General features: G+C 62.6%; 15 protein-coding genes. 8 read left to right on the forward strand and 7 right to left on the reverse strand.

What is annotated here, in order from left to right; all coding sequences use genetic code 11:
• Nucleotides 1–375: 375 nt before the first annotated feature.
• The 3 genes from katG to ACEWE8_RS06620 all read left to right on the forward strand — a co-directional run bounded on the left by katG (nucleotide 376) and on the right by ACEWE8_RS06620 (nucleotide 5,533).
• Nucleotides 376–2,634 carry a catalase/peroxidase HPI gene (katG, locus tag ACEWE8_RS06610; RefSeq protein ID WP_046785483.1) on the forward strand — a complete coding sequence of 753 codons (2,259 nt, stop codon included), beginning with the start codon at nucleotides 376–378 and terminating at the stop codon, nucleotides 2,632–2,634.
• Nucleotides 2,635–2,872: 238 nt separating this feature from the next.
• On the forward strand, nucleotides 2,873–4,084 hold the full coding sequence (locus ACEWE8_RS06615) for a M24 family metallopeptidase (RefSeq protein WP_046785482.1): 1,212 nt from the start codon (nucleotides 2,873–2,875) through the stop codon (nucleotides 4,082–4,084).
• Between the two features lie 114 nt (nucleotides 4,085–4,198).
• Complete coding sequence (locus ACEWE8_RS06620) at nucleotides 4,199–5,533, forward strand: MFS transporter (RefSeq protein WP_046785481.1); 1,335 nt, start codon at nucleotides 4,199–4,201, stop codon at nucleotides 5,531–5,533.
• 4 nt (nucleotides 5,534–5,537) lie between these two features.
• Here ACEWE8_RS06620 and ACEWE8_RS06625 read toward each other — a convergent pair whose 3' ends face one another.
• Nucleotides 5,538–6,530, reverse strand: a complete 993-nt coding sequence (locus ACEWE8_RS06625) for a GlxA family transcriptional regulator (RefSeq protein WP_046785480.1) — start codon at nucleotides 6,528–6,530, stop codon at nucleotides 5,538–5,540.
• Between the two features lie 156 nt (nucleotides 6,531–6,686).
• Here ACEWE8_RS06625 and pssA point away from each other — a divergent pair, with 156 nt between their 5' ends.
• Complete coding sequence (gene pssA / locus ACEWE8_RS06630) at nucleotides 6,687–8,015, forward strand: CDP-diacylglycerol--serine O-phosphatidyltransferase (RefSeq protein ID WP_080952088.1); 1,329 nt, start codon at nucleotides 6,687–6,689, stop codon at nucleotides 8,013–8,015.
• An 82-nt stretch (nucleotides 8,016–8,097) separates the two neighbouring features.
• On the forward strand, nucleotides 8,098–9,264 hold the full coding sequence (locus ACEWE8_RS06635) for a GGDEF domain-containing protein (protein ID WP_080952087.1): 1,167 nt from the start codon (nucleotides 8,098–8,100) through the stop codon (nucleotides 9,262–9,264).
• Nucleotides 9,265–9,367: 103 nt separating this feature from the next.
• Here ACEWE8_RS06635 and ppnN read toward each other — a convergent pair whose 3' ends face one another.
• Together ppnN and ACEWE8_RS06645 are read right to left on the reverse strand one after the other, a co-directional pair.
• The gene (ppnN, locus tag ACEWE8_RS06640; RefSeq protein ID WP_046785477.1) at nucleotides 9,368–10,741 is read right to left on the reverse strand and encodes a nucleotide 5'-monophosphate nucleosidase PpnN; all 1,374 of its coding nucleotides are present in this window, start codon (nucleotides 10,739–10,741) and stop codon (nucleotides 9,368–9,370) included.
• A gap of 50 nt (nucleotides 10,742–10,791) precedes the next feature.
• Nucleotides 10,792–11,853 carry a YeiH family protein gene (locus tag ACEWE8_RS06645; RefSeq protein ID WP_046785476.1) on the reverse strand — a complete coding sequence of 354 codons (1,062 nt, stop codon included), beginning with the start codon at nucleotides 11,851–11,853 and terminating at the stop codon, nucleotides 10,792–10,794.
• A 110-nt stretch (nucleotides 11,854–11,963) separates the two neighbouring features.
• Between ACEWE8_RS06645 and ACEWE8_RS06650 the strand changes: the two genes are divergently transcribed.
• The gene (locus ACEWE8_RS06650; protein WP_012314132.1) at nucleotides 11,964–12,833 is read left to right on the forward strand and encodes a LysR substrate-binding domain-containing protein; all 870 of its coding nucleotides are present in this window, start codon (nucleotides 11,964–11,966) and stop codon (nucleotides 12,831–12,833) included.
• A gap of 22 nt (nucleotides 12,834–12,855) precedes the next feature.
• Here the strand turns inward: ACEWE8_RS06650 and pncB are convergent, their stop codons facing one another.
• On the reverse strand, nucleotides 12,856–14,055 hold the full coding sequence (pncB, locus tag ACEWE8_RS06655) for a nicotinate phosphoribosyltransferase (RefSeq protein ID WP_046785475.1): 1,200 nt from the start codon (nucleotides 14,053–14,055) through the stop codon (nucleotides 12,856–12,858).
• Nucleotides 14,052–14,702, reverse strand: a complete 651-nt coding sequence (locus tag ACEWE8_RS06660) for a nicotinamidase (RefSeq protein ID WP_039602273.1) — start codon at nucleotides 14,700–14,702, stop codon at nucleotides 14,052–14,054. The genes pncB and ACEWE8_RS06660 overlap by 4 nt, the downstream gene beginning before the upstream one ends.
• A 138-nt stretch (nucleotides 14,703–14,840) precedes the next feature.
• On the opposite strand from ACEWE8_RS06660, the gene ACEWE8_RS06665 reads away from it, so the two are divergent.
• Nucleotides 14,841–15,545: an NUDIX domain-containing protein gene (locus tag ACEWE8_RS06665; RefSeq protein ID WP_046785474.1), complete on the forward strand. Its 705-nt coding sequence runs from the start codon at nucleotides 14,841–14,843 to the stop codon at nucleotides 15,543–15,545.
• Nucleotides 15,546–15,679: 134 nt separating this feature from the next.
• A complete protein-coding gene (locus ACEWE8_RS06670; RefSeq protein WP_223255093.1) occupies nucleotides 15,680–16,531 on the forward strand; it encodes an RHS repeat-associated core domain-containing protein in 852 nt (283 codons plus the stop codon).
• A 183-nt stretch (nucleotides 16,532–16,714) separates the two neighbouring features.
• Here the strand turns inward: ACEWE8_RS06670 and ACEWE8_RS06675 are convergent, their stop codons facing one another.
• Together ACEWE8_RS06675 and ACEWE8_RS06680 are read right to left on the reverse strand one after the other, a co-directional pair.
• Nucleotides 16,715–18,127, reverse strand: a complete 1,413-nt coding sequence (locus ACEWE8_RS06675; protein WP_046785473.1) for a cytosine permease — start codon at nucleotides 18,125–18,127, stop codon at nucleotides 16,715–16,717.
• A gap of 287 nt (nucleotides 18,128–18,414) precedes the next feature.
• Nucleotides 18,415–18,867, reverse strand: a complete 453-nt coding sequence (locus ACEWE8_RS06680) for an Lrp/AsnC family transcriptional regulator (RefSeq protein ID WP_039604202.1) — start codon at nucleotides 18,865–18,867, stop codon at nucleotides 18,415–18,417.
• Between the last annotated feature and the right edge of the window lie 17 nt (nucleotides 18,868–18,884).

An 18,884-nucleotide genomic window follows, 5' to 3' on the forward strand; every position in this document is an offset into this window, starting at 1 on the left:
TGGCTCACGCAGAAAATTGGGTGGTTGGCGGTGTATTGAAGCACGGCACGGGCCCTTGTGCCTTGTAAGGATGTGCCGGCAGGGGAGACAGACTGAAAACCTGACAGAGCCTACCTATCACCCTCCAATAGCCACTCTATTAGAAGTCTGCCCAAGCTCGACTAGTCTTGATCGTGGCCCTGCGAATTCCCCTGCGGGCGGCGTCAGAGCACCTGGGTGCAAGACCCTGCCGCCACGCCGTGACAGCTTCGCAAGCCCCTGTCGGAACGTGACCGACCTGACCTGATGAGGGGTAGGCATGAGCCCATGTGCTCGGCTCAAAGAACACCTGGCATAGACCGGAAATCTGGATAACCGACCCAAAGGTAACAGCAGATGTCGAACGAATCGAAATGCCCGTTCCATCAAACCGCAGGTGGCGGCACCACCAACCGAGACTGGTGGCCTGACCAGCTCAACCTCAGGATTCTCCACCAACATGGCGCCAAGTCCGACCCGATGGACCCGGACTTCGACTACGCCAAGGCGTTCAAGAGCCTCGACTTCCAGGCGCTCAAGCAAGACCTGACCGCCTTGATGACCGACTCCCAGGACTGGTGGCCGGCCGACTTCGGCCACTATGGCCCGTTGTTCATCCGCATGGCCTGGCACAGCGCCGGCACCTACCGCATCGGTGACGGCCGCGGCGGCGCCGGCTCTGGCCAGCAGCGGTTCGCACCGCTCAACAGCTGGCCCGACAACGTCAGCCTGGACAAGGCCCGGCGCCTGCTGTGGCCGATCAAGCAGAAGTACGGCAACAAGATCTCCTGGGCCGACCTGATCGTGCTCACCGGCAACGTCGCCCTGGAATCGATGGGGTTCAAGACCTTCGGTTTCTCCGGCGGCCGGGCGGATGTGTGGGAGCCGGACGAAGACGTGTACTGGGGTTCGGAAAAGGTCTGGCTGGGCGGCGACACCCGCTATGGCAAGGACCAGGTCAAGGCCCAGGCGCCCGGGCAGGGGGACCTGGTGGCCGAACCCGCCAAGCATGGTGAAGAACAGAACCGCGACCTGTCGGCCGAGCGCAACCTGGAAAACCCGCTGGCCGCCGTGCAGATGGGCCTGATCTACGTCAACCCGGAAGGCCCGGAAGGCAACCCCGACCCGGTGGCTTCGGGCAAGGATATCCGCGAAACCTTCGGCCGCATGGCCATGAACGATGAAGAAACCGTGGCCCTGATCGCCGGTGGCCATGCCTTCGGCAAAACCCATGGCGCAGGCCCTGCTGATAACGTCGGCCCCGAACCGGAGGCCGCCGGCCTTGAACTGCAAGGCCTGGGCTGGGCCAACAAATTTGGCACCGGCAAGGGTGGCGACACCATCACCAGCGGCCTGGAAGTGACCTGGACCTCTACGCCAACGCGTTGGAGCAACGAGTACCTGAACAACCTGTTCAACTTCGAGTGGGAACTGACCAAGAGCCCGGCCGGTGCCCACCAGTGGCAGCCCAAGGAGGGCAAAGGCGCTGGCACCGTGCCGGATGCCCATGACCCAGGCAAACGCCACGCACCGTCCATGCTCACCTCTGACTTGGCCCTGCGCTTCGACCCGATCTACGAGCCGATTGCCCGGCGCTTCAAGGACAACCCCGACCAGTTGGCAGACGCTTTCGCCCGTGCCTGGTACAAGCTGATCCACCGCGACATGGGCCCCCTGGCACGTTACCTCGGGCCGGAAATGCCCAACGAGGAACTGCTCTGGCAAGACCCGCTGCCCAAGGCCGATCAAGCGTTACCCAGTGAGCAGGACATTGCCGCGCTCAAGAGCAAGATACTGGCGTCGGGATTGAGCGTCGGTGAGCTGGTATCCACCGCCTGGGCGGCCGCCTCGACGTTCCGTGGTTCCGACAAGCGCGGTGGCGCTAACGGTGCGCGCCTGCGCCTGGCGCCGCAGAAGGACTGGCCAGCCAACCAGGGCACGGGCAAAGTGCTGGCGGCACTGGAGCAGATCCAGGGTGAATTCAACAACGGTGGCAAGCACATCTCTCTGGCCGACGTGATTGTGCTGGCCGGTACCGCCGCGGTGGAAAAGGCCGCCAAGGATGCCGGCTACGCTGGCAACGTGCAATTCCGCCCGGGCCGTGTCGACGCCTCCCAGGAACAGACCGATGTCGAGTCGTTTGCCGTGCTCGAGCCACTGGCTGACGGTTTCCGCAATTTCACCAAGGCGCGTTACAGCGTCAAGGCCGAGAAACTGCTGCTGGATAAAGCCCAGTTGCTGACCCTGACCGCGCCGGAGTTGACCGTGCTGATCGGCGGCCTGCGGGTGCTCGGTGCCAACCATGGCGGCAGCAAGGACGGCGTGTTCACCGACCAGCCTGGCACCCTGAGCAATGACTTCTTCCGCAACCTGCTGGACATGGGTGTGGAGTGGAAGGCCACCTCGGGCGACAACGAAAGCTTCGAAGGCCGCGACCGCAAGACCGGGCAGGTGAAGTGGACAGGCACCCGTGTGGACCTGGTGTTCGGCTCGCACGCGCAGTTGCGGGCGCTGAGCGAGGTGTATGGCAGCAGCGATGGCAAGGACAAGTTCGTCAAGGACTTCGTTGCGGCTTGGGTGAAGGTGATGGAGCTGGATCGTTTTGATTTGAAATAAACGCGATGACTGGGGCTGCTTTGCAGCCCAATCGCCGGCAAGCCGGCCCCCACAGTTACACCACAAAGCCTGAAGGCGGTGGAGTGCTTGTGGGGGCCGGCTTGTTTGCAATGGGGCAGTGGCCATCGCGCCAATTCCAGGTCGGATAGGTACAAAAGCGTCCTCGTTCGTTCTGCTGCAATGCATCTCAGGCGGCCGGCCTGAAACAGCGTGCTCACAACGACAAGGAACACCGACCATGCAAATGCCCCAGACCCTGAAGATCCGCAACGGCAACAAGGCCAAACCGACCTTTTCCGCACAGGAATATGCCGCCCGGCATGCCCGGTTGCGGGCCTACATGGCCGAGCAGGATATCGAGGCGGCGATTTTCACCTCCTACCACAACGTCAACTACTACAGCGACTTCCTCTACTGTTCGTTCGGTCGCCCCTATGCACTGGTGGTGACCCACGACAAGGTGGTGTCGATCAGCGCCAACATCGACGGTGGCCAACCTTGGCGTCGCACGGTCGGCACCGACAACATCGTCTATACCGACTGGCAGCGCGACAACTACTTCGTGGCCATCCAGCAGGCGCTGCCGCTGGCGTCGCGTATCGGCGTGGAGTACGACCACCTCAACCTGCAGAACCATGCCAAGCTCGCTGCCTGCTACCCAAGGGCCGAGCTGCTGGACATCGGTGCGCCCTGCATGCGCATGCGTATGATCAAGTCCGCCGAAGAACAGGCGCTCATTCGCCACGGTGCGCGGGTGGCTGACATTGGCGGTGCGGCGGTGGTCGAGGCGCTGCAGGACCAGGTGCCGGAATATGAAGTGGCACTGCATGCCACCCAGGCGATGGTCCGCGAGATCGCCCGTAGTTTCCCCGACAGCGAGTTGATGGACACCTGGACCTGGTTCCAGTCGGGGCTCAACACTGACGGTGCGCACAACCCGGTGACCAGCCGCAAGGTCAACCCGGGCGACATTCTCAGCCTCAACTGCTTCCCCATGATCGCCGGCTACTACACCGCACTGGAGCGTACGTTGTTTTTGGGCCACTGCCCGGACGAGCACATGCGCCTGTGGCAAGCCAACGTCGAGGTGCACGAAGCAGGGCTAAAGCTGGTGCGACCGGGCATGCGCTGCTGCGATATCGCCCGCGAGCTGAACGAGATCTTCCTGCGCCATGACCTGCTGCAGTACCGCACCTTCGGCTATGGCCACTCGTTCGGCACCCTCAGCCACTACTACGGCCGCGAGGCAGGGCTGGAGCTGCGCGAGGATATCGATACGGTGCTGGAACCGGGCATGGTGGTATCGATCGAGCCGATGATCATGCTGCCCGAAGGGCTGCCGGGGGCAGGGGGCTACCGCGAGCATGACATCCTGATCGTCAATGAAACGGGTGCCGAGAACATCACCAAGTTCCCGTATGGACCGGAGCGCAACATCATTCGCAAATGATGACAGGTGCCGGCCTCTGCGCGAACGAAGAGGCCGGCACAAACAACACAATAACAACTAACTGTATGACCTTCAGACCCTGCCTCCAATTAGAAGAACCAGAGGGTATCCGTCATGTCCAGCACCACCCTGAATGCTCCCACCCTCGCCGGTGCCAACCAAGGCGCCGAACGCCAGGCCCTGCGCAAGGCCGCCCGTGCCAGTTTCATGGGCAACTTCGTCGAATGGTTCGATTACGCGGCCTACGGCTACCTGGCGACCATCATCGCCGCCACCTTCTTTCCGCAAGCCGACAAGACCAGCGGCCTGCTGGCGACGTTCGCGGTATTCGCCCTGTCCTTCCTCGTACGCCCGCTGGGCGGGGTGGTGTGGGGCCATTTTGGCGATCGCCATGGGCGGCGCAATGCGCTGTCACTGTCGATCCTGATCATGTCGATCTCGACCTTCTGCATCGGCCTGCTGCCGGGGTATGCGCAGATCGGCCTGTGGGCACCGTGCCTGCTGTTGCTGATCCGCCTGGTGCAAGGTTTTTCCGCTTCGGGCGAGTATGCCGGCGCTGCGGCGTTTCTCGCCGAATACGCACCGCCTGGCCGACGGGGGCTGTACACCAGCATCGTGCCGGCCAGCACCGCGGCCGGGCTGTTGTTCGGTGCGGCATTCGTCGCGGCCTTGCATGAGCTGCTCAGCACTGAAGACTTGCACAGCTGGGGCTGGCGCCTGCCATTTTTGCTGGCGGCGCCGTTCGGCCTGGTGGGGCGTTATATCCGCATGAGCCTGCAGGACACACCCAAGTTCCTGGAGATGGAACAGCGGCTGGAAAGCAAGACTTGCATGACGCCGGCGCCGATCCGCGAACTGCTCAGCCGGCACCGCCGCAGCCTGGCCATCGGTATCGGGGTTACCTGCCTCAATGCTGTGGCGTTCTACCTGCTGCTCAGCTACATGCCCACTTACCTGTCGAATGAAATGGGCATGAGCGAGCGTGACTCGTTCATCGCCTCTACGGTTTCGCTGGCCACCTACATTGGCCTGATTTTCCTGATGGGACGCCTGTCTGACCACTTTGGCCGCAAGACCATGCTGGTGGTTGCTTCACTGCTGTTCCTGGGGTTGACCGTGCCGCTGTTCAAGCTGCTCGATGGCCAGCCGCTGCTGGTGGTGCTGGCGATCCAGATCTTCTTCGGGGCGATGCTGGCGATGAACGACGGCACCTTGCCGTGCCTGCTCGCGGAAATTTTCCCCACCCGCGTGCGTTTCAGTGGCTTTGCCTTGAGCTTCAACCTGGCCAACGCCTTGTTTGGCGGGACGGCACCGTTCATCGCCACCTGGTTGATTCATGTGACCGGTAGCAAACTGGCGCCGGCCGGGTACCTGCTGGCGGCAGCGTTGGTGGCGCTGGTTGCCATGTTGATGTGCCGGGAAACGGCCCATGATGAACTCAAAGACTGAGGTATCAGTGCAACGATGCCTGCCGCCGTTCCCCCAGCGGTGACAGGCCAAAGAAGCGGCTGTAGCTCTTGGAAAAATGCGCCGGCGAACTGAACCCGCACGCCAGTGCCACCTCCCGCACCTGCACGTCGCTGCGCAACAGCAATTCCCGCGCCCGCGACAGCCGCAACTCCAGGTAATACTGGCTGGGCGTGCGCTGCAAATACTTGTGGAACAGCCGCTCGAGCTGGCGCACGGTCACCTCGTTGAGGCTGGCCAGTTCCTCCAGCGCCAGCGGCTCCTCCAGGTTGGCCTCCATGATCGCCACCACTTGGCTAAGCTTGGGCTGGGCACTGCCCAGCAAGGTGCGCAACGGTACGCGCTGCCGTTCGCGCTCGCCGCGCACACGGTCGCACAGCAGCAACTCGGCCGCCTTGGCGGCGATGTCCTGGCCGCCGGCTTCGCGGGCGACCAGCTGCAGCATCATGTCCATGGCCGCAACGCCACCGGAGCAGGTGTAACGGTCGCGGTCCAGTTCGAACAGCTGGCTGGATATGACGATCCCGGGGAAATGCGCCTGCAGGGCCTCGATGTCCTCCCAGTGGATGGTGCAGCGATAGCCTTTGAGCAGGTCGGCTTTGGCCAGCAGGTAGCTGCCGGTACAGATGCCCCCTAGCGGTACGTGCTGGCGGGCCAGTTGGCGCAACCAGTCGATCAGGGGCCGGTTACCTCGGCTGCGGTCGATCGGGTTGGCCCCGACCACGAACAGGGCATCCAGCGGCGGGGCGTCGGCGATGGCATGGTCAGGCAGGATGCGCATGCCATTGCTGGCCATCACCGGCGCCTCGCTGGCAGCGAGCAATACGGTGCGGTAGAGGGGGCGGCGGGCGGCCAGGTTGGCCATGCGCAGGGTTTCCACCGCCGACGCCAGGCCGATGGTGGTGAAGTTGGGCAGCACCAGAAAACCGAAGGTCTTGGCTGGGCAAGGCGAGACGATTGCAGAAACGGGGTGGACCATTGCGATCTTCCTGTGCAAGCTGAGGCGTGATTCGTCGGGGGCAGTGGAAAACAGGCCTCGCATGTTTCTTGTTGTTATGGGTCGTTGCCCGGTCGATCTTACACCCCGGCGTGATGGCCAGGAATGGACCTGAATGCAGACAGAAGGTGAAGCTATTTGAACCCCGAATCCATGCTGGCGGCGCTGCCAGGTTTCGCCATCGCGCCGCAGGCCATCCAGGTGTTGCCCGATGCTGCGGCCTATCGCGCCTGCTTGCTCGAGCGCATCGGCGCTGCGACCCGGCGCATTGTCATCGTCGCCTTGTACTTGCAGGAGGACGAGGCCGGGCAGGAAGTGCTGGATGCCCTGTACCAGGCCAAGGCGGCGCGGCCGGGCCTGGAGATCGTCATCGTGGTCGACTGGTTCCGCGCCCGCCGTGGCCTGTTGGGCGCCGGGCGCCAGCCGGGCAATGCCGCCTGGTACCAGGCCCAGCGGGAGCTGCGTGGGTTGGACGTGGTGATCCATGGCGTACCGGTGCAAACCCGGGAGTTGTTCGGCGTGCTGCACCTCAAGGGCAGCGTGATCGATGACTGTGTGATCTATACCGGCGCCAGTTTGAACAACGTCTACCTGCACCGTTTCGACCGTTACCGCCTGGACCGTTACCACCTGTTCCAGTCGCCTGCGCTGGCCGATGCCATGGTCGGCCTGGTACGGCGGCTGTTGCACCACACAGCAACGCCGCGCCTGGACCTGCCGGCGCCACCGACCAACCGTAGCCTGCGCGGCGATATTCGCCGCTTGCGTGCACGGCTGCGGCGCATGGCGTATGACGCACCGGCTGCCGTTGCAGGGCAGGGCCTGCGGGTGGTGCCATTGCTCGGCGTTGGCCGTGGCAACCCGCTTAACCGCGCGGTGTGCGCGCTGCTGGCTGCGGCGCGGTCACAGATCATCATCAGCACGCCTTATTTCAACCCGCCCCGGGTGGTGATGCGCGAGATCGACCACGCCCTGGACCGCGGCGTGCGGGTGGAACTGATTGTCGGCCACCGTACCGCCAATGATTTCTATATCGCGCCCGGTGAGCCGTTCAGCGCCAGTGGCGCGTTGCCCTATCTGTATGAAGACAACCTGCGCGCCTTTGCCCGGCGCCGCCATGCCAGCATTGTCAGCGGCCAACTGGTGGTTCGGATCTGGAACGACCCTGGGCATACCTTTCATGCCAAAGGCGTCTGGGTCGACCAGCGTTACTCGTTGCTGACAGGCAACAACCTCAACCCGCGCGGGTTCAACCTGGACTTGGAGAACGGGCTGCTGATCGACGACCCGCAGGGCGAATGGACGGTGCCGCGGGAAGTGGAACTGGAGGGCATTCGCCGGTTTGCACCGAAGATCGGCTCGGCGCATGAATTGGGCGTCAAGGCAGAGCACCCCAAAGAAGTGCGCAGGTTCTTGCGCCGCTTGCGTTTCAGCCGGCTGGAGCCGTTGATCAAGCGGGTGTTGTGAGCCGTTTTTACCTCTCTGAAAAGTCATGGCAAACGAATACAATCAGCCGTTTTCCACGTTAACCAGACAGGCCAACCCTTTCATGGCGCTTGATCCACCCACGATGCTGACCATCACCATCGCCCTGGCTGCCGCCGCAGCCTTGTACCTGGCGATCGAGTGGCGCAGCGTCCGCGAACCCTCGCTGCTGTTCTGGAGCGCGGGTTTCGCTACCATCACCATCGGCTCCACCCTGGCCCTGCTGCGCGGGATCGGCTTGCTGTTGATCGGTATCTGGTTCGCCAACGGTTTGCTGGTGGTGGCGCATGCGTTCTTCCTGCTGGGGGTGCTGCGCTTTACCCAGGCCCGCCTGTCATGGGGCTGGCTGCTGATCGTCGTCGCCTGGTTTGCCTTGCTGCTGCTGCCCGTGGGGCCTCAGTGGTCGAAGGTCATGCTGATGGTCAACTCGCTGCTGGTGGCGCTGCTCACGCTCAAGGCCAGCCTGCTGTTGCGCCCGCACGGCAAGTCGTTGAGCGTGGGGGCGGTGCAGTTGCGTTATGTACTGCTCATCCATGGCCTGTTCTATGTGGTCAAGGCGGTCATCGCGGTGACGCCTGGCACGCTGATCGACCTGGCAACCTTCGGTGGTCTGATCATTCAGGTGTCGCTGGTCGAGGGGGCCATGGCGATCATGCTGATCGCCCTGTCGATGACCGGTACTGTGCGTTATCGGCGTGAAGAGCGGATCGCCCGGCTGGCTGCCCGCGATCCGTTGACGGCGTTGTACAACCGCCGGGCGCTGGAAGTCCGCGCCACGCACCTGTTCAAGGACGTGAGCCCGGCCCGGCCTGGGGCACTGCTGCTGATAGACATCGACAATTTCAAGCTGGTCAATGACCTGCATGGCCACGCGGCGGGCGACCGGCTGCTGGTCACGCTCAGCGAGATGATCCGTGCGGTGTTGCCGGAGCGGTCATTGGCGGCGCGGCTGGGCGGGGATGAGTTCGTCATCCTGCTCAGCGATGCCAGCAGTGAGCGGGTGGTGGAGCTGGGTGGCGTTTTGCGTAGCCAGTTCCAGCAATTTGCCGAGCAGGCAATGCCGACCCCGCAGGCCGTGACCCTGAGTATTGGCGCCAACCTGTTCGACCATCCGCCGGCGAGCCTGGCGGCGTTGATCGAGCAGGGTGATGTGGCGCTGTATCAGTCCAAGCGTGGCGGGCGTAACAGCATTCGCCTGGTTGACCGCAGCGAGATGAACACTGTCAGGTAGCCTTTCAATCGGCCCTCACACGTACCCCTCTGCTCTCAAGCTCAGCGCAAACCCTGTGGGAGCCGGCTTGCCGGCGATGGGCCGCAGTGCGGCCCCGTTGTCCTCAGGTCACAACCTGATAGCAAGGCACATACTCTGCGCCACCGGGCAGCTTCATCCGGTGCTGGTCGACAAACGCCTGCAACAGGCGCCCCAGCGGCTCCAGTACCGCACTTTCCCCGCGGATCTGATAGGGCCCGTGCTCCTCGATCAGGCGGATGCCCTTGTCCTTGACGTTACCGGCAACGATGCCGGAGAACGCCCGGCGCAGGTTGGCGGCCAGTTCATGCGGCGGCAGGTCGCGGCGCAGGGCAAGTTCCGCCATGTTGGCGTGGGTCGGGTCGAACGGGTGCTGGAAGCCACCGTCGATCTTCAGCAGCCAGTTGAAGTGGAACGCGTCGTTGCGCTCACGGCGGAACTGCTTGACCTCCTTGAGCCCTTCGACCATCTGCCGCGCTACCTCGGCCGGGTCATCGATGATGATCTGGTAGTGGCGCTGGGCTGCCTCACCCAGGGTGGCGCCAACGAAGGCATGCAATTGCAGCAGGAACGGCTCGGCACTGCGCGGCCCGGTCAGCACCACCGGGAAGGGCAGGTCCTGGTTGTCCGGGTGCATCAGGATGCCCAGCAGGTAGAGGAACTCCTCGGCAGTACCGGCGCCACCTGGGAAGATGATGATGCCGTGCCCGACACGTACGAAGGCTTCCAGACGTTTCTCGATGTCCGGCAGGATCACCAGTTCGTTGACGATCGGGTTGGGCGCCTCGGCGGCAATGATGCCCGGTTCGGTCAGCCCCAGGTAACGGCTGCCGTGCATGCGTTGCTTGGCATGGGCGATGGTGGCGCCTTTCATCGGCCCCTTCATCACGCCCGGGCCGCACCCGGTACAGATGTCCAGCTTGCGCAGGCCCAGTTCGTGGCCGACCTTCTTGGTGTACTGGTATTCCTCGCTGCTGATCGAATGGCCGCCCCAGCACACCACCATTTTCGGCTCCACGCCCGGGCGCAGGGTGCGTGCGTTGCGCAGCAGGTGGAAGACGTAGTCGGTGATGCCCTGGGAGCTTTCCAGGTCGATGCGCTGGCTGGCCAGTTCGCTTTCGGTGTAGACGATATCGCGCAGGGCGCTGAACAGCATCTCGCGGGTGCTGGCGATCATTTCGCCATCGACGAAGGCATCGGCGGGTGCATTGAGCAGCTCCAGGCGCACGCCGCGGTCTTGCTGGTGGATGCGTACCTCGAAGTCCTTGTAGGCCTCAAGGATGGTCTTGGCATTGTCGACATGGGCGCCGGTGTTGAGGATGGCCAGGGCGCACTGGCGGAATAGGGTGTAGAGGCTACCGGTGCCGGCTTCACTCAGTTGCTGGACTTCACGTTGCGACAGCGTCTCCAGGCTGCCTTTGGGGCTGACGGATGCATTGATGACATGGCGTTGGGGCATCTAAGTCTTTCCTGTGCAGGTAAAACATCCTTCTTTGACAACACCATAAGTCATGCGAAGAGCTTTTGCACACCCAGCGTAAGCGCCAGCCCGCCACCGAGCAGCCACAGGTTGAGAATCGCCCCGGTCACCAGCGCCCGCGGGCCGGCCTGGCGGATCTGTCTCAAGCGTGTCTCCATGCCCAGTGCGGTCATGGCCATGGTCAGGGCGAAGGTGTCCAGGCTGTTGACCGCTTGGGTCACGCTGCCTGGCAATACCTGCAGCGAGTTCACCAATACCAGCGCGAGGAAGCCAAAGGCGAACCAGGGCATGGCGATGCGGCCGTTGCCTTGTGCCTGACCCGGCAGCCGGGTACGGCTGATCCAGACACCCACCACCAGCAGTACCGGCACCAACAGCATCACCCGGGTCATCTTGACGATGGTGGCGATGTGCGTGGCCTCGGGGCTGACATTGCTTGCCGCGCCCACCACCTGGGCAACCTCATGAACGGTGCCGCCCAGGAACAGGCCGGCACCCAGGGTATCGAGGTGCAGCCAGCCGCTGTTGATCAGTAGCGGGTACAGGAACATCGACAGGGTGCCGAACAGCACCACGCTGCCCACTGCCATGGCACTCTTGTGCGGTGCGCTGCGCAGCGCCGATTCGAAGGCCAGCACTGCTGCGGCGCCGCAAATGGCGCTGCCGGCGGCGGTCAACAAGGCGGTGTCGCGGTCCAGTTTGAGCAGCTTCATGCCGCACCACAGGCCGATCAGCAAGGTGCTGACCACCACCAGCAGCGAGACCGCAAGGCCTGACCAGCCGACTTCGGCGATTTCCTGCAGGCTGACACGCAGGCCGAAGAAGGCCACCGCGATGCGCAGTAGCCCGCGGGCAGAGAAATTGATGCCCGCCGCCCAACTGGCCGGTACGCCATCACGCAGGGCGTTGCCGTAAAGGGCACCGGCGACGATGCCGACGATGAGCGGGCTGATGCCCAGGTTGGCGATGACGGGCATGGCCGCCAGTTGGGTGACGGCGAACGCGAACAATGCGACGAACAGGATGCCGTTGAGCCGCCCTCGGGTAGAAAGGGTAGGGGCAAAGGCAGGGTTGGACGGTACCGTGGCCATGTGAGTCCTCCGGACAGTGATTCGACAGGGCCTACTTTAATTTGGTTATAAGCTTATAAAAAATTGTAATTCAGGATGGCAAATATCCGCTTAGCTGATATTTTGCATTTATGACCCCGGAACAACTGATAACGTTTGCCACCGTTGCCGAGCATGGCAACATCAGCCATGCAGCGTTGGCCTTGCATCTGTCGCAGCCGGCTGTCTCCGGCCAGCTCAAGCTGCTGCAGGACGCATTCGGCGAGCCCCTGTACCAGCGCGCCGGCCGCGGCGTGCGGCTTACTGCGGCCGGCGAGCAACTGCTGGCCCATGCCGAACGCCTGCGCGAAACCTTTCGCCAGGCCCAGGCTCTGCGCGACGCCATGCGCGGGCTGGAGCGCGGCACCTTGCGCATCGGTGCCAGCACTACGCCCGCCAGCTACCTGCTGCCTTACCTGATCGCCGACTTCCATGCGCAATACCCCGAGGTGCAGGTGAGCACCTTGCACGGCAATACCGCAGAGATCGTCTCGGCGCTGGGCAGTGTGGACATCGCCCTGATCGAAGGCCCGCCCGGGCAGGAACTGCCGCTGGGCACGGGTGTCACGCCGTGGCGTGAGGACGAAATCGTCGCCATCGTGCCAAGCGCTCACCCGTTGGCCAATCAGGCGGGTCAGACGCTGGAGGCCTTGGGCAGCTACCCCTTGGTGCTGCGTGAAAGCGGCTCTGGGGTTCGGCAGATCGTTGAACGGGCATTTGCGCGCAGTGGCGTGGCCATGCGCGTAGCCTTGGAAATTGCCGGGGTCGAAGGGGTGAAGGAGGCGGTGCGGGCGGGGATGGGCATCGGCTTCGTTTCGGCGATGTCGATCAGGCATGAGGGTGGCGCACTGCAGCGCTTGCATATCGCCCCGCAGCCGTTGGTCAGGCACTTTTCCATCCTGCTGCCGCATGCGGCCACGCCCTCGCGGGCGGCGGCGCGGTTCATGGCGCTGTGTACGTGACACTCATGATATATGACAGTGCTCAAGCCACTTTGAAGACATGTTTAAGGTACGCCACGAAGTTCTCATCGCGGCATTGAGTCTTGCCTGGGCTGTCACTGATCTTGGCTACCGGCGCGCCATTGCAGGCCGTCATCTTGATCACCATGTTCATGGGCTCGACGCCGGGGATATCGCAGGTCAGGTTGGTGCCGATGCCAAAACTCACATTGATGCGCCCGTGCAAGGCGCGGTACAGCCCAAGCGTCTTGGCGAAATCCAGCCCGTCGGAAAAGATCAGCGTCTTGCTTTGCGGGTCGATGCCCAATCTCTGGTAGTGGGCGATGGCCTTTTCGGCCCAGGCCAGCGGGTCGCCCGAGTCGTGGCGCAAGCCATCGAACAGCTTGGCGAAGTACAGGTCGAAATCGCCCATGAACGCGTCCATGGTGATGCAGTCGGTCAGCGCGATGCCCAGCAGCCCACGGTATTCGCGCACCCAGCACTCAAGCGCGGCAGCCTGGCTGTCGACCAGTCGCGGGCCGAGTTGCTGGTGGGCCATGAACCATTCGTGGGCCATGGTGCCGATGGGCTTGAGCTCGTATTCGCGGGCCAGGTGCACGTTGCTGGTGCCGACGAAGCGCCCCGGGAAATCGCGTTTGAGGGTATGTACCACGGTTTCCTGTACACGGTACGAGAAGCGCCGCCGGGTGCCGAAATCGGCTAGCTGCAAGCCCGCCAGCTCATCGGCACTGGCCTGGGCCTTGAGCCAGTCCAGTTTCTGGTACAGCCGCTCGCCCACCTGTTCCATCACCACTTCGCGATAGCGGTAGCGGTTGCGTACCTCGCTGATGATCGCCAGCAGCGGGATCTCGTAGAGAATCACATGCAGCCACGGCCCGCGCACGCGGATCGCCAGTTGCCCGGCGTCATCCAGGCCGACCTGGACATAGCGCAGGTTGAAGCGGAACAGGCTGAGGAAGCGGATGAAGTCCGGCTTGATGAACGGGATTTTCTCCAGATACGCCAGTTGGTCGTGGGTGACTGTGACGTCTGCCAGTTGCTCCACCTGATAGCGAATTTCAGCCAGGTAAGGCGAGAGGTCCTCGCCGTTACGGCAGCGAAACTCCCATTCCACTTCGGCGTTGGGGTAGTTGTGCAGCACCGCCTGCATCATGGTGATCTTGTAGAAGTCGGTGTCCAGCAGGTTCTGGACGATGCGTGGGCCGAAAACGCTTTCGCTCATGGGCGGTCTTCCTTGATCAGAGAGAGCTGGTGGTCGAGCGCGGCCTCGTCGCCGCAGAGGATGACGCCCTCGGCTGCCAGTGCGCCGCACGCGCTGATGGCGCCTTCCTGGGTCAGGGCGCGGCAGGCAGGCAAGTACAGGAGTACCTGGAAGCCCGCCTGGCGCAGCTGCCGGGCGGTGGTCTTGACGCAGTAGTCCAGGGCCAGGCCACCGACGATCACCGCGCCCACCTGCTGCACCTTGAGGTATTCGATCACGCCCGTGGAGCGGCGCTCGGCCAGGTCGTGGTAGCAAGCACCGTAAGGGTGCAGGTCGGGTTCGACGCCTTTCCACACGAAGTAGTCGTAATCGATGGGGGCGGGCAGGCCTGGCAGCAGTTCGAAGCCCGGCGTGCCCGGCACGCAGTGGCTGACCCAGGTCAGGTCGGCATTGGCCAGCGTCAGCGGTTGCAGCATTTGCCCAGGTTCTGTGACCACCCACGCGGCATTGGCCGGGTGCGCGTCCTTGCTGCCCAGGCGCAGGTCGGCGCGCAGGGCCATGGTGTTGAGGTCGGCGGCGATTTCATTGCCTTCGGGCACCGGCAATTCCTGTGGGGCATTGGCGGTGAAGCCGTTTTGCGCGTCGACATCGAAACTGGCGATTTTCATGGGGCTCTCCTCGCTGGTCTGGCTATATAATTCACCTGGTGATATAAGTGTGTCAAGCACATGTCCTGCAGTTATCGATGCTTGCCCAAGTTAAGCGCTCTGGTGGAATATTGCGTCATTGAGCAGTGGAGCCTTTTAGTGAGTACAGCCGAAGTCCTGGCCAGCGTCGATATCGTCGCCCTGCGCCTGGCCCCCGAAGCCCAGCATCTGCAAGTGTTGTTGCATCGCCGCGAGCGCGAGCCCCATGCCGCTCAGTGGGCTTTGCCCGGCGTGCTCGTCAATGGCCGCACCCCGGACACCAGCCTGGAGGCCGCCGCCGAGCGCGCGCTGGGCGAGAAGGCCCGGGTGCTGCCGCGTTACCTGGAGCAGGTAGGCACCGAAGGCAATGCCTTCCGCGACCCGCGCGGCTGGTCGTTGAGCACCTATTACCTGGCCTTGCTTGACCCTCGGCAGCAGGTCGAAGGTGACCAGTTGGCCTTTTTTGACCTGGACAGTGTGTTGGGCCGCAAGGTGCTGCTGCCGTTCGATCACAACCTGCTGGTGGAGCGCGCCCGCGAACGGTTGGCGAGCAAGACGGTGTACAGCAGCCTGCCGCTGAACCTGCTGGCCGAGAAGTTCACGGTGCTCGATGCATTGGGGGCGGTGCAAGCGTGCCTGGGCCAGGCCGTGAACAGCACCTCGCTGCGCAAGCGCCTGGAGCGCCTGCGTGAGCTGGGTTGGGTGCGCGATACGGGGGAGAAGAATCAGCCGCGGCTCGGCAGGCCGCAGCAGTTGTATCAATATACGCCGCAGGGAGATCGGCCGTTCATGTTCGACCGGAGCTTACTGCCGGAAGGTGCTTGATCGCTCAAACTGTTCCGCGATTGTCACCTCCCCTAACCTATGGTGGGTGGGGAGGAGTGACCTGATAAAACTGCCAGTGGGCAGCTTGTTGGACTTTGGAGTAGCTTACAAAATTTGCACAATTTGGTGCCAAAGTGAACGACCTTGATCGAAAACAGACGCCGGCACCGGATGGCGGCGAGACTTGCAAGATAACCTACTCGCCTTATGGCTCTTGCGCTATTGTCCAACGGGCGCCGATGATAGGGTTCGTTGGGCAGAAGCTTGATCCCGCGAGCGGTTTCTATCCGTTGGGGGATGGCCATCGATGGTATGCACCTCCAATCAGAAGATTCACCAGCCCTGACGCCTTGAGCCCATTTGGCGTGGGAGGGCTGAATGCCTATGCCTATTGCGCAGGGGATCCTGTCAACTACATCGATCCGGACGGTCGGAACCGTTACGGCCCCTGGGCAGCGGCACGCCTGGAAAGGCACCAACGAGACGTAGTGACGCTCAAGGCTGCAAAGTTTCCGCAAAGCCTACGGCCTCAGCTTGAGCACCTCAGGCAACAGGTAAAAAAAGGATTTGTCGACAGTAACCCGCACACAGAGGTCCATGTGGCAACGCTGTACAAGCGATCAGACCCGCACAATGCCTACGGCCGATGGAATTTGCACTATAAGGGGAGTAACGACTCGTTTTCGCTCGAATTCATGTTCGGCAATCCCATTGAGTTTTTACCATCGGGCAGGTATCAGCTCACTAAAAATGTATATATGAGCGCGATGAATAATGTCGAGTTAAAAAAAGGACTTCCGAACTATAGGTCCTATCGCGTACGCGCAGAAGATCTGGAAAGTTTTGCACTGCCGGCCAGTCAGCATGTCAGAGCACCCCTCCCTTTCACGCAGTACGTGAAGTACGCCCACAAGCGCAAGCATCCAATTTCAGACTCCCCAGAGGTGCCTGCTCGACGACATTTAACTGCCAGAAGTGGCTTTTAGCTAACTGTTCGCACGAGGGATGATTCGTTACACCTGCTTTATATGGCTTTAGAGCGGTGTTCAAAACCCTGATGCCGGATTTTCTGAGCCAATGCTGTGACATTAGGGGTGGCGCCCTGAGCTGTCACAACCGCCCGTTTCCAGGCGATTGTCATTGCGCCAGGCCCTGGCGCATCTGCCTGATCAGCTTGCGGCCGCGAGCTTGGCGCTGGTCTGGCGACGGCGATAGGCACTGTCGCGGCTCGCCAGCCACCAGTACAGCGGCGAAGTGATCAGCAGGCCCACCAGCCAGGACAGGTCGGCACCGTTGATGTGCTCGGAGATCGGCCCCACGTACAGCGGCGTGTTCATGAACGGAATCTGCACCACGATACCCACTGCATAGGCGGTCAGCGCCTGCGGGTTGTAGCGCCCGTAGATACCGCCATCGACCTTGAAGATCGACTGGATGTCGTAGTCGCCCTTGTGAATCACGTAGAAGTCGATCAGGTTGATCGCGGTCCACGGCACCAGCACCACCAGCAACACCAGCACCATGTCGACGAAGTGGCCGATGAAGTCCGCCGAGGCGAACACCGCCACCACGCAGCAGGCCGCCAGCACGATCAGCGACAGTACCGCACGGCTCTTGGCTGTGGGGATCCAGCGGTAGGCGAAGGTCTGGATCAGGGTGATGATCGACAGCACTGCGCCATAGAGGTTGAGGGCGTTGTGGCTGATCACGCTGAGCAGGAACAGCACCAGCATGATCGGGCCGAGGGTGCCGGTGGCGAGCTTGACCGCGTCCATGGTGTCCATGCCGGCAGGTATCGCCAGCACCGCCACGGCGCCAAAGATGAACGACAGGCTCGAGCCCAGCGCCGACCCCAGGTAGGTGGTCCAGAAGGTGGAAGACACCTTCACGTCAGCCGGCAGGTAACGCGAATAGTCCGACACGTAGGGGGCGAATGCGATCTGCCACAGCGCCGCCAGCGACACGGTGGCCAGCCAGCCGGCCAGGTTGAAGCCGCCGCGGGTGAGGAAATCGTCGCTCTGCACGTGGGTGAAGATGTAGCCGAAACCGACCACGATGCCGATGCCCAGTACCCAGGTGCCGATGCGGTTGAGCACGTGGATGAAGCGATAGCCGATGATGCCGATGATCCCCGAGCCCAGCGCGCCGATGACGATACCCACCGGTACCGGCACGCTGTCTACCACGCCATGCAGCGATTTGCCGGCCAGGACGATGTTGGAGGCGAAAAAGCCGATGTACATCACGCCGGCGATCACCACCACCAGCAGTGCCCCGAGCGAGCCGAACTGGGCGCGGCTCTGGATAATCTGCGGGATGCCCATTTGCGGGCCCTGGGCCGAGTGCAGCGCCATCAGCACCCCGCCGACCAGGTGGCCGACCAGAATGGCGACGATGCCCCACAGCAGGTTCAGGTGAAACAGCTGCACGCCGAGCGCGCCGGTGACGATGGGCAGCGGTGCGATGTTGCCGCCGAACCACAGCGTGAACAGATCCCTTACCTTTCCATGGCGGTCTTGCGGGGGCACGTAGCCGATCGTGTGTTTTTCTATGAGGGGTGCCGAATTGGCTGCACTGGTCATGACTGACTCCAAGGCAAGGTTGGGCATCGGGTGCTGCCCGGGTGCGTGCCGGCGAAGGGCGACGCGTTCTTGTTGGAGCGATGATGCGGGGTGCGGGGGGAAGGAGAAATTAGTAAATATGTGCCCATAAACCTTAAAAAACCTAAGGCTGACAAAAGGTTAAGGGGCCAGTGGTAGCAAAGAGCGCGCCACCGGGCTGGGAGGCGCGGGTTTGGCCGGTTTGAGCAGGTATGCGTTCAAACGGGTGTGCGGTGTTGGTGCGAGCTGCCCGATTGAAGTGCATGCAATTACATCGGCAGCATCCGGTCCTGAATCACCTCTTTCATCACCAAGGTCGAACTCAAGCGCTTCACGTTGGGAATGCTGGTCAGCTGTTCGTCATACAGTTTCTGAAACGCCGGCAGGTCTTTTGCCACGACATGCAGCAGGTAATCCGGGTCGCCGAACAGCCGCTGCGCCTCGACGATCTGCGGAATTTCGCCCAGTGCCGCCTCGAAATCCGCGACCGGCTGACGGGTGACTTCGCGCAACGTGACGAACACCAGCGCGGCGAAGTTCAGCCCCAGGGCGCTTGGTGCCAGGCGTGCGTGGTAACCGAGGATGGCCCCCGATTCCTCCAGCGCCTTTAGCCGCCGATGGCAAGGCGAGAGGCTCAGCCCCACGCGATCGGCCAGCTCGGTAACCGACAAACGACCATCTTTTTGCAGTTCGGCAAGTATCTTGCGGTCTGTCCTGTCCACGGAGAAGAATCTTCCAT

Source organism: Pseudomonas sp. TR47, from assembly GCF_044143025.1.
Lineage (GTDB): Bacteria > Pseudomonadota > Gammaproteobacteria > Pseudomonadales > Pseudomonadaceae > Aquipseudomonas > Aquipseudomonas putida_E.